Annotated in this window: 11 protein-coding genes, 1 tRNA gene and 1 pseudogene; 6 read left to right on the forward strand and 7 right to left on the reverse strand. The window is 69.5% G+C overall.

What is annotated here, in order from left to right:
- A pseudogene (locus RDU12_RS08735) lies at positions 1-326 on the reverse strand (methylmalonyl-CoA mutase); the annotation flags it as partial.
- A gap of 149 nt (positions 327-475) precedes the next feature.
- Here RDU12_RS08735 and RDU12_RS08740 point away from each other — a divergent pair.
- On the forward strand, positions 476-1,177 hold the full coding sequence (locus tag RDU12_RS08740) for a glutathione S-transferase N-terminal domain-containing protein (protein ID WP_300293343.1): 702 nt from the start codon (positions 476-478) through the stop codon (positions 1,175-1,177).
- A 22-nt stretch (positions 1,178-1,199) separates the two neighbouring features.
- Here RDU12_RS08740 and RDU12_RS08745 read toward each other — a convergent pair whose 3' ends face one another.
- A complete protein-coding gene (locus RDU12_RS08745; protein ID WP_300293345.1) occupies positions 1,200-1,400 on the reverse strand; it encodes a hypothetical protein in 201 nt (66 codons plus the stop codon).
- Positions 1,401-1,523: 123 nt separating this feature from the next.
- Between RDU12_RS08745 and RDU12_RS08750 the strand changes: the two genes are divergently transcribed.
- On the forward strand, positions 1,524-1,742 hold the full coding sequence (locus RDU12_RS08750) for a hypothetical protein (protein WP_300293347.1): 219 nt from the start codon (positions 1,524-1,526) through the stop codon (positions 1,740-1,742).
- A 3-nt stretch (positions 1,743-1,745) separates the two neighbouring features.
- Here RDU12_RS08750 and RDU12_RS08755 read toward each other — a convergent pair whose 3' ends face one another.
- From RDU12_RS08755 to cpdR, 3 genes are all read right to left on the reverse strand, one after another.
- On the reverse strand, positions 1,746-2,888 hold the full coding sequence (locus RDU12_RS08755; protein ID WP_308684458.1) for a DNA (cytosine-5-)-methyltransferase: 1,143 nt from the start codon (positions 2,886-2,888) through the stop codon (positions 1,746-1,748).
- 57 nt (positions 2,889-2,945) lie between these two features.
- Positions 2,946-3,020, reverse strand: a tRNA-Val gene (locus RDU12_RS08760).
- Between the two features lie 160 nt (positions 3,021-3,180).
- Complete coding sequence (gene cpdR, locus RDU12_RS08765; RefSeq protein ID WP_055826880.1) at positions 3,181-3,540, reverse strand: cell cycle two-component system response regulator CpdR; 360 nt, start codon at positions 3,538-3,540, stop codon at positions 3,181-3,183.
- Between the two features lie 136 nt (positions 3,541-3,676).
- On the opposite strand from cpdR, the gene RDU12_RS08770 reads away from it, so the two are divergent.
- Positions 3,677-4,552: an N-formylglutamate amidohydrolase gene (locus RDU12_RS08770; RefSeq protein WP_308684459.1), complete on the forward strand. Its 876-nt coding sequence runs from the start codon at positions 3,677-3,679 to the stop codon at positions 4,550-4,552.
- A 232-nt stretch (positions 4,553-4,784) separates the two neighbouring features.
- Here the strand turns inward: RDU12_RS08770 and RDU12_RS08775 are convergent, their stop codons facing one another.
- Positions 4,785-5,483, reverse strand: a complete 699-nt coding sequence (locus RDU12_RS08775) for a DUF599 family protein (protein WP_308684460.1) — start codon at positions 5,481-5,483, stop codon at positions 4,785-4,787.
- 134 nt (positions 5,484-5,617) lie between these two features.
- Between RDU12_RS08775 and ppa the strand changes: the two genes are divergently transcribed.
- Positions 5,618-6,175 (forward strand): inorganic diphosphatase, encoded by a 558-nt coding sequence (gene ppa, locus RDU12_RS08780; RefSeq protein WP_300292991.1) that lies wholly within the window; start codon positions 5,618-5,620, stop codon positions 6,173-6,175.
- 21 nt (positions 6,176-6,196) lie between these two features.
- Here the strand turns inward: ppa and RDU12_RS08785 are convergent, their stop codons facing one another.
- Positions 6,197-7,375, reverse strand: a complete 1,179-nt coding sequence (locus tag RDU12_RS08785) for an acetyl-CoA C-acetyltransferase (RefSeq protein ID WP_308684461.1) — start codon at positions 7,373-7,375, stop codon at positions 6,197-6,199.
- Positions 7,376-7,565: 190 nt separating this feature from the next.
- Between RDU12_RS08785 and RDU12_RS08790 the strand changes: the two genes are divergently transcribed.
- A complete protein-coding gene (locus RDU12_RS08790) occupies positions 7,566-8,273 on the forward strand; it encodes a hemolysin III family protein (RefSeq protein WP_374990203.1) in 708 nt (235 codons plus the stop codon).
- Between the two features lie 57 nt (positions 8,274-8,330).
- Positions 8,331-8,780 (forward strand): polyhydroxyalkanoate synthesis repressor PhaR (gene phaR / locus RDU12_RS08795; protein ID WP_308684462.1); only part of this gene is annotated, 450 nt, incomplete at its 3' end.

Here is an 8,780-nt window from a genome sequence, read left to right on the forward strand (position 1 = left end):
AGCGCCGCCGCCAGGGGGGCCGAATCCGCCAGCACAGCGCCCTTCAGCACCACCGAGGCCGCGCCGCCCTCGAGGTCGGCCAGCACCGCCGCATTGACCGCCGCCGCCTCGTCGCCCTCGACCAGGGTGCGCAGGTCCCACGCCCGACCGTCGGCGTCCGAAGGGCGGGGCGCGGACAGGGGCTGGACGCCCGTCGCCGCGCCATAGAGCGGCCGGACCGCCAGATGGTCGGCGTCGAGGTGGATCAGGCTTTCGATCGGCCGGTCCTTCAGCGCCTTCTCGGCGAGGGCCTTCCAGTCGGCGGGAGACGGGGTCGGAAAGGTCATGCGCCTCCAATGCCCGGACGGGCGGGCGGGGTCCAGATGAGGGACCCGATAGGCGACTCCAAAAATCGAGTCGCAGGAATGCGCCACTGCGGCGGTTGCGGTTGAGCCTGGCCAGCCTACATCCGTCCCGAACGCAGCAGGAGCTTTCGATGGCCGACCTCTCCGCCTTTCCGATCACGCAGCGCTGGCCGGCGCGACATCCCGACCGCCTGCAGCTGTATTCACTGAACACCCCGAACGGGGTGAAGGCCTCGATCATGCTGGAGGAGACCGGCCTGCCCTATGAGGCGCATTTCGTGGACATCGGAAAGGACGAGACCTGGGGGCCGGAATTCCTGTCGCTGAATCCCAACGGCAAGATCCCCGCCATCCTCGATCCCGACGGACCGGGCGGACAGCCGCTGGCCCTGTTCGAGTCCGGGGCCATCCTGATCTATCTGGCCGAGAAGACCGGACGGCTGCTCCCCGCCGACGCCGCCCGACGCTATGAGACGATCCAGTGGGTCATGTGGCAGATGGGCGGGCTCGGGCCGATGTTCGGCCAGGTCGGCTTCTTCAACAAATTCGCCGGACGCGAGTACGAGGACAAGCGCCCGCTGCAACGCTACGTCGCCGAGTCCAGGCGACTGCTCGGCGTCCTGGACGCCCGCCTCGAAGGCCGCGACTGGATCATGGGCGACTACACCATCGCCGACATCTCGATGCTGGGTTGGGTGCGCCATCTGATCGGCTACTACGAGGCCCGTGAACTGGTCGAGTTCGACGCATTGAAGACCGTTCCGGCCTGGCTGGAGCGCGGCCTCGCCCGGCCGGCGGTCCAGCGCGGACTGGAAATCCCCGCTCGACCCTGATTGCCGGTCGCCGCCCTCTTCCTCAGCGGCGCCCGCCGAGTTCGCGTTGCAGGGCGCGGAAGTCGGTTCCGACCCGGGCTACGGCCAGTCGCGCCGCCTGGGGCGTGACGGCGAAGGTCTCGGCCAGGCGCTGCAGGTCGCCGTCGTCCATGGCCAGGGCCGCACCCGCGCCGGGGCTCCAGCTCGCCGGTTGCGGCGGCGGAGTGTCGGACAGGGTGTCCATCGTTTGCCTCCTCATGAAATGTGTCGGGAAAACGTCCGGCGACGCCTTTGGGTCCGTGTCGGGTCCGCGACCTTCCGTCCCGGCCGGCGCGGAACGCCCGACCGCCTGCGCCGTTGGAGCCGGATGACCCGCAAGACCGACAGGACTCCCGTCCCCCGCCCCGCCTCGCGGGCCCAAGGCCTGGTGGTCGGCGGGCTCGGCGGTCCGGAAGGGGAGCTGCTGGACTCCGGTCAGGAGGAGGTCTTCTCCCGCACCGAGGTCGAGAGCGGCCGCATCGAGCATCAGGCCAAAACGGGCGGGTCCGGCGACGATCCGGGCGGCGAACGCAAGCGGCCCGGCTGACCCTCAGGCGGCCCGGCGCGCCGGGACGGCCGCGGCGACCAGCGGCTCGAACACGTGCCGGGCGAGGTGGCGCACCACCGGAACCGCGACCCCGTCGCCGGTCAGGTGATAGGCGTCGCTGTAGTTTCGCGGCAGCAGATAGTCGTCCGGCAGACCCATCAGCCGCGCCGTCTCGCGCGCCGAGATCAGCCGCGAGCGAACGTAGGGACCATCGACGACGAGAAGGATCTGGCGGCTCGAACCGCCCCCGGGGGTCCGCAGGCAACCGGCGACATCGTCGAACCGCACCTCGGCCCGCTGCACCTTCGACCCGCCCTCGAGCCGCGTCCGGCGATAGACGCCGCCGACCATGCGCCGCCCCGCCCGCCGGGCCGCCTCGACCTTGGCCGCGTTGACCGGCGACATCAGGTCCAGCAGCCGTTTGGTCTCGGCCTGGTTATGCCAGCCGACGCTGTCCGGTTCGTCTTCGATCAGGTCGGCGAAGGTCGTGGTCCGGCGCACCGGCGTCGGCAGGTTCCACCACAGCAGCCGGTCTCGCACCGCGCCCGGCAGCGTCGATGTCGCCCGCCGCACGGCGCGCGTGTGGAACGGATCGACCGGTTCCGGCGACAGCAGTTCCGGCGCGACCTCGACCCCGTCGCGCACCCCGATCACGAACAGCCGCGGACGACTCTGCGGCACGAACAGCTCGGCGTTGATCACCAGGGGGCCGTAGCGATAGCCGGCCTCGGCGAAGGTCCGGCAGATGGTCTCGAAATCCCGACCGCCGTGCGAGGTCAGGGTTCCGCAGACGTTCTCGACCGCCACCAACCGGGGCGCCCGGTCCTCGGCGATCAGGCCGCGAATGACGTCCCAGAAGGCGTGAAAGGTGCCCGACCGCTCGCCCCCAAGTCCAGCCCCGGCGCCCGCCAGCGACAGGTCCTGGCAGGGAAAGCTGCCCCAGACCAAGTCCGGTTCGCCCGGCAGATCCGCCGCGTCGAGCGCGCGGATGTCGCCGACGGTCAGCTCGCCGCCGGCGCCCCAGTTGGCTTGGTAGGAGAGGCCCTTGCGGGCGTCGAAATCGTTGGCGAACAGACAGGTCCAGCCCTCGCCCAGCCCCCCACGCACCATGCCGCCGCCGGCGAAGAACTCATAGAAGCTGGGCATGGGATCCCCGGTCTGCCGCGGCCCGAAGGCGACGCATCCGACTGTAGGAGAGGAAGATGGTGGACGCGACAGGGATTGAACCTGTGACCCCTTCGATGTCAACGAAGTGCTCTCCCGCTGAGCTACGCGTCCGCCGAGACGGCCCCGGATAGCGCCGGGGGCAGGAAGGCGCGGTCTATAACCCGGCCCATTCGCACTTCGCAAGGCCCAAAACCACGCCGGCGCTCAAGTAGCGAGCCTCGTCATTCCCGCGAAGGCGGGAACGCGTCGCGGGCGATAGCGCCCCCTTGCGTCAGGCCGCCGCGACCATTCGCTCGACCTCGCCGACGAGGTCGCGCAGGTGGACGGGCTTGGACAGCACCTTGGCCTGCGGGCTGGCCTGGGCCGCCGACAGGGCGACCGCGGCGAAGCCGGTGATGAACATGATGCGGATGCCGGGCTGGCGGGCGGCCGCGACGCGGGCCACCTCGATGCCGTCGGCTCCGGGCATGACGATATCGGTCAGCAGCAGGTCCCACGGGCCCTGATCGAGCGCGTCGATGGCGTCGTCGCCGTTCTCGCAGTCGACCACCGAGTGGCCGGCGCGCTCAAGCGCCCGGGTCAGGAAGCCGCGAAGCGAATGATCGTCTTCGGCCAGAAGAATGCGCGCCATGAAGTTTTCGCCCCGTCTTGTTGAAGCGAGGCTACGACGCGATCGGTAAACCCGCCATGAAAATCCCCGCGGCGGGGACGCGCAACGGAGGTGCGAACCTGTGGATCGATCCGCGAAACAGGTTATGGGATCGACCATGGCGGACGGACCGGAACACAGGGCGGACGAGGCGGACGCGGCGCCGTTCGCCGTCGTCGCGCCCGAGACGCCCGGCCGGTTCGTGTTCGCCTCGCCGCACTCCGGCGACCTTTATCCGGCCGACCTGGACGCCGCGCCGGACCTGCCGATCGCCAGCCTGCGCAGCGCCGAGGACGCCTTCGTCGACCGGCTGATCGCCCCGGGGGCCAGGCGCGGCGCGAGCCTGCTGCTCGGGAGGGTCGGTCGCGCCTATCTCGACCTGAACCGCGATCCCGAGGATCTCGATCCGGCCCTCGTCGAGGGACTGGAGGGACGGATCCCGTCGCCACGCACGGCGGCCGGCTATGGCGTCATTCCCCGTCTGACCGGCGACGGCCGGCCCCTCTACGCCCGGCGGCTGGGCGCGGAAGAGGCCGAGGGCCGGATCGCCCGCGCCCACACGCCCTACCATGCCGCCCTCGACGGCCTGATGCAGGCGGCGCGTGCGCGGCATGGCGAGGCGGTGCTGGTCGACTGGCATTCGATGCCGTCGCGGGCCACCCGGGGCGTCGGCGGGGCGCGCGGGCCGGACGTGGTGCTGGGCGACCGGCATGGATCGTCCTGCGCGACGGACCTGACCCGGCGGCTGCGACGGGCGTTCGAGGCGCTGGGCTGGCGAGTGGCGCTGAACCAGCCCTATTCCGGCGGCTGGACCACCCAGCGCTGGGGCCGCCCCGCGGAAGGATTTCACGCGGTGCAGATCGAACTGAACCGCGCCCTCTATCTGAACGAGGCTGCCCTGGAGCCCGGGCCGGGCTGGTCACGCTGTGCCGCCGGCGTGACGCGGGTCATCGACGACCTGCTGGCCGATCCGCCCACGCCGCTGCGGGCGTAAAAAAGCCGCGCCCGAAGGCGCGGCATAAAAGTTTTTAGGGAGGAAACGCCCAGAAGGGCATGACGCCGCGAGGGCGTCGAAGATCAAGTTAGGGTGCGGTGCACAACGCGTCAACTGGATATTTCGCACCCGCGTTCACGCCTTGTAACGGCAAGCATCATCCCGAAATGCCCGCCGTAACCGCTTTCACGGGTAGGATTTTCCGAATCCTGTGAGCAGCTGCAATACGACTTCACCGCTCGGGCAGATGCGGCTCCAGCAAACGGCGCGCCGTGCGCACCGCCCGCGCCGCCGGCGAACCCGCCTGACGCCACACCAGCAGGCAGAAGGCGGCGACGACGCCCAGCGCCAGCCACAGCGGTCCGAACAGCCAGGCCGCCGCCGCCAGGGCGAAATAATAACCTCGCACGCCCTGGCTGAACGCGCTCAGGGCCGGGTTCAGCAGGCTCCCGGCCGCCTCGCCGAGCGCCACCCGGTCCGCCTCCGAATGCAGCTCGGGGGCGGCGCCGATCAGGGCCAGCGCATAGTTCATCTGCCGGATCGACCAGATGAAATCGAGCAGGCCGCGGGCCAGGCAGATCAGCACGAGGGCCAGCTTGGCCTCCAGCAGGCCGGTCGAGGCCGGCTCCGCGCCGACTGCGGCGAAGCCCTGCATCGCCTGCTCGCCGCCAAACAGCACGCTGGCCACCGCCGCGATCAGCAGCAGATTGGTGGAGGCGAAGAAGCCCCCTGAATTGATGGTGTGGCCCATCAGTTGGCTGTCGACGATCCGCACCTCGCGATGGGTCATGGCCATCATCCACGCCCGGCGGACGACGGTCATGTCATCGTTCAACGAGCCGCTGCGCCGCGCCAGCACCGCCAACAGCGGCCCGTAGCCGAGCCAGCAGAGAAAGAAGAGGGCCAGCGCCAGACCGTCCAGGATCGTCATGACCGCTCCTTCTCAACCGCCCGAGACGTCGTGACCCAGGGAACCGTCCGGGGCAAGTGCGCCTTGCTTCGGGCAAGTTGCGCGCCTATCACGCCCGCCTCCCCGTAGTGCACTGCACCATAGACGAGCCCGTCATGAACATCGACGCCATTCCCGCCGGTCCGAACCCGCCATGGGACGTCAACGTGATCATCGAGATCCCGCAGGGCGGCCTGCCGGTGAAGTACGAGATGGACAAGGCCTCCGGCGCCCTGTTCGTCGACCGCTTCCTGCACACCGCCATGTACTATCCGGGCAACTACGGCTTCATCCCGCATACCCTGTCGGACGACGGCGACCCCTGTGACGTGATCGTGCTGAACCCGACGCCGGTGGTGCCGGGCTGCATCATCCGCTCGCGCCCGATCGGCGTGCTGAAGATGGAAGACGAGGCCGGCGGCGACGAGAAGATTCTGGCCGTGCCGGTCGACAAGCTGAACCCCTATTACACCGACATCGCCAGCTACCGGCAGCTGCCGGCCATCCTGGTCGAGCAGATCGAGCACTTCTTCACCCGCTACAAGGACCTGGAGAAGGGCAAGTCGGTCACGGTCAAGGGCTGGGGCGACGCCGGCGAGGCCGCCGAACTGATCGCGGTCGGCATGCGGGCGCACCAGGACCGGCAGAAGTCCAGGGCCGCCAACGCGGCCTGACCCCGTCGGGGGCGGCCCGCGTCAGGGCCGCTCCACGCACATCGCCACGCCCATGCCGCCGCCGATGCAAAGCGTGGCGAGGCCCTTCTTGGCGCCCGACCGCTTCATCTCGTGCAGCAGGGTGGTCAGGATGCGCGCGCCCGAGGCTCCGATCGGATGGCCGATGGCGATGGCCCCTCCGTTGACGTTGACCTTGTCCGGGTCGAGCCCGAGCTCTCTCAGCACGCACAGCGACTGGGCCGCGAAGGCTTCATTGGACTCGACCAGATCGAGGTCGGCGACGGTCCAGCCGGCCTTTTCCAGCGCCTTGCGCGAGGCCGGGATCGGGCCTGTCCCCATCAGCGCCGGGTCGACCCCGGCCGTGGCCGAGGAGACGATGCGCGCCAGCGGCTCCAGCCCGCGCGCCCTGGCCTCGTCGGCGCTCATCAGCACCAGGGCGGCGGCGCCGTCGTTCAGCCCCGAGGCGTTGGCCGCCGTCACCGAGCCCTCCTTCGAAAAGGCCGGGCGCAGCTTTTCCATGGCTTCCAGCGTGGCGCCGTGACGGACGTATTCGTCCGTATCGACGACGACGTCGCCCTTCTTCGAGGCGATGGTGACCGGCGCGATCTCGGCGTCGAACCGGCCGGCCTTCTGAGCCGCCTCGGCCTTGTGCTGGCTGGCGACGGCGAAGGCGTCCTGGTCGGCGCGGCTGATCTGGAACTGTTCGGCGATGTTCTCCGCCGTCTGGCCCATGTGATAGCCGTTGAAGGCGTCCCACAGGCCGTCGCGGATCATGGTGTCGATGAAGGCCAGGTCGCCCATCTTCTGGCCGGTCCGCAGATGCTGGGCGTGCGGCGCCTGGCTCATGCTCTCCTGACCGCCGGCCACGACGATGCGGGCGTCGCCGAGCGCGATCTGCTGCGCCGCGACGGCGACGGCGCGCAGGCCCGAGCCGCAGATCTGGTTCAGGCTCCAGGCCGGGACTTCCTTCGGGATGCCGGCCCCCATGGCCGCCTGGCGCGCCGGACCCTGCCCCGCCGCCGCCTGAAGCACATGACCGAGGATCACTTCGTCGACCTCATGGGCGCCGACGCCCGCCCGCTCCAGCGCCGCCCGGATGGCGACCTCGCCCAGCTTCGACGCCGGCAGGGCGGACAACGCGCCCAGAAATGACCCCACCGGCGTGCGCGCGGCGGAGACGATGACCACTTCGACAGACATTTGACTGACCTCGGGGAAGCGGCCCTACGAAGGGGGGAGGCGTTAGGCCGCGGGAAAGAATTCGTGCCGTTTCTGCCGCATCCCGAAGCTTTCGTCACCCTCGCCGGCCGCCGTTCAGCGGATGGTCATGGCCCGGCCCGCACACTGGCTGGAACGAACAGGGAGCGAAAGGCTTGATGGGGCCATGCTCATGCGGATGAAGAACCTGGCCCGGCACGTTTGTACGCCGGACGAACTCGACATGATCGAGCACTACCGGACGCCGGCCGAGAAGACGGCCGACCTGGTCGTCCACGTCGTCGGCCTGACGCTGGCGGCGGTGGGCGGGATCGTCCTGGCAGTGCTGGCGGCGCTCTATTCCGGCGTCGGCGCCGTCGTCGCCACCGCGGCCTACGCCCTGTGCCTGATCGCCATGCTGACGGCCTCGACCATCTACAACCAGACCCGGCCCTGCGCCGCGCGGCCGATCCTGCGCCGCCTGGACGAGGCCGCCATCTTCCTGATGATCGCCGGCAGCTACACGCCCTTCACGACCCAGAATTTCGAGGGCGCCTGGTCGGTCGGCTTCACCCTGCTGGTCTGGACCGTGGCCCTGGGCGGCGTGTTCGTGAAACTGATCGCCCCGCGCATCTCGGACTCCTTCTGGAGCGTCGTGTACATCGGTTTCGGATGGCTCGCGGTGCTGGCGCTCAAGCCGATGATGGAGACCGTCCATCCGATCGCCCTGGCCCTGCTGGTGATCGGCGGCCTGATCTATACCGCCGGCGTCTTCGTCTTCATCAGCCCGGGGGTGAAGTTCCGCCGCGCCATCTGGCATGGCTTCGTCGTCACCGGCGCGATGACCCACTGGGCGGCGGTGCTGGTCGGCGTGGTCCTGGCCCCCGCCGCGCTCGGCTAGACATTCTCCTCCGCAGCGCAGCATAGTGCGGCGTTGCAACAGGATCGGGGACTACGCGTGGCCGACAAGAAGCCCGGAGCCGGCGAGACCGTCGTCATCAAGAAATACGCCAACCGGCGGCTCTACAACACCGCCACCTCCGCCTATGTCACGCTCGAGGACCTGGCCGGGATGGTGCGCGAGGGCGTCGAGTTCGTGGTCTATGACGCCAAGACCAACGACGACCTGACCCGCCAGATCCTGACCCAGATCATCTTCGAGGAAGAGAGCCGCGGCGAGGCCCTGCTGCCGGTGCAGTTCCTGCGTCAGCTGATCGGCTTCTACGGCGGCCAGATGCAGGGCGTGCTGCCCTCCTATCTGGAGATGTCGCTCGACAGCTTCGCCCGCCAGCAGGAACAGATGCGGGGCCAGTTCTCGAAGGCCTTCGGGGCCGCGCCCGGCGCGGGCCTGCTGGACGAGGCGGTCAAGCGCAACATGGCCATGTTCGCCGAGGCCATGAAGATGTGG

The sequence above is a fragment of the Brevundimonas sp. genome, from assembly GCF_031082345.1.
In the GTDB taxonomy this organism is placed as follows: domain Bacteria; phylum Pseudomonadota; class Alphaproteobacteria; order Caulobacterales; family Caulobacteraceae; genus Brevundimonas.

Bases quoted from the DNA above. Each gene is read 5' to 3' on its own strand.
- RDU12_RS08740 (WP_300293343.1), top strand. From the start codon at position 476: ATGGCCGACCTCTCCGCCTTTCCGATCACGCAGCGCTGGCCGGCGCGA.
- RDU12_RS08745 (WP_300293345.1), bottom strand. From the start codon at position 1,400: ATGGACACCCTGTCCGACACTCCGCCGCCGCAACCGGCGAGCTGGAGC.
- RDU12_RS08750 (WP_300293347.1), top strand. From the start codon at position 1,524: ATGACCCGCAAGACCGACAGGACTCCCGTCCCCCGCCCCGCCTCGCGG.
- RDU12_RS08755 (WP_308684458.1), bottom strand. From the start codon at position 2,888: ATGCCCAGCTTCTATGAGTTCTTCGCCGGCGGCGGCATGGTGCGTGGG.
- cpdR (WP_055826880.1), bottom strand. From the start codon at position 3,540: ATGGCGCGCATTCTTCTGGCCGAAGACGATCATTCGCTTCGCGGCTTC.
- RDU12_RS08770 (WP_308684459.1), top strand. From the start codon at position 3,677: ATGGCGGACGGACCGGAACACAGGGCGGACGAGGCGGACGCGGCGCCG.
- RDU12_RS08775 (WP_308684460.1), bottom strand. From the start codon at position 5,483: ATGACGATCCTGGACGGTCTGGCGCTGGCCCTCTTCTTTCTCTGCTGG.
- ppa (WP_300292991.1), top strand. From the start codon at position 5,618: ATGAACATCGACGCCATTCCCGCCGGTCCGAACCCGCCATGGGACGTC.
- RDU12_RS08785 (WP_308684461.1), bottom strand. From the start codon at position 7,375: ATGTCTGTCGAAGTGGTCATCGTCTCCGCCGCGCGCACGCCGGTGGGG.
- RDU12_RS08790 (WP_374990203.1), top strand. From the start codon at position 7,566: ATGCGGATGAAGAACCTGGCCCGGCACGTTTGTACGCCGGACGAACTC.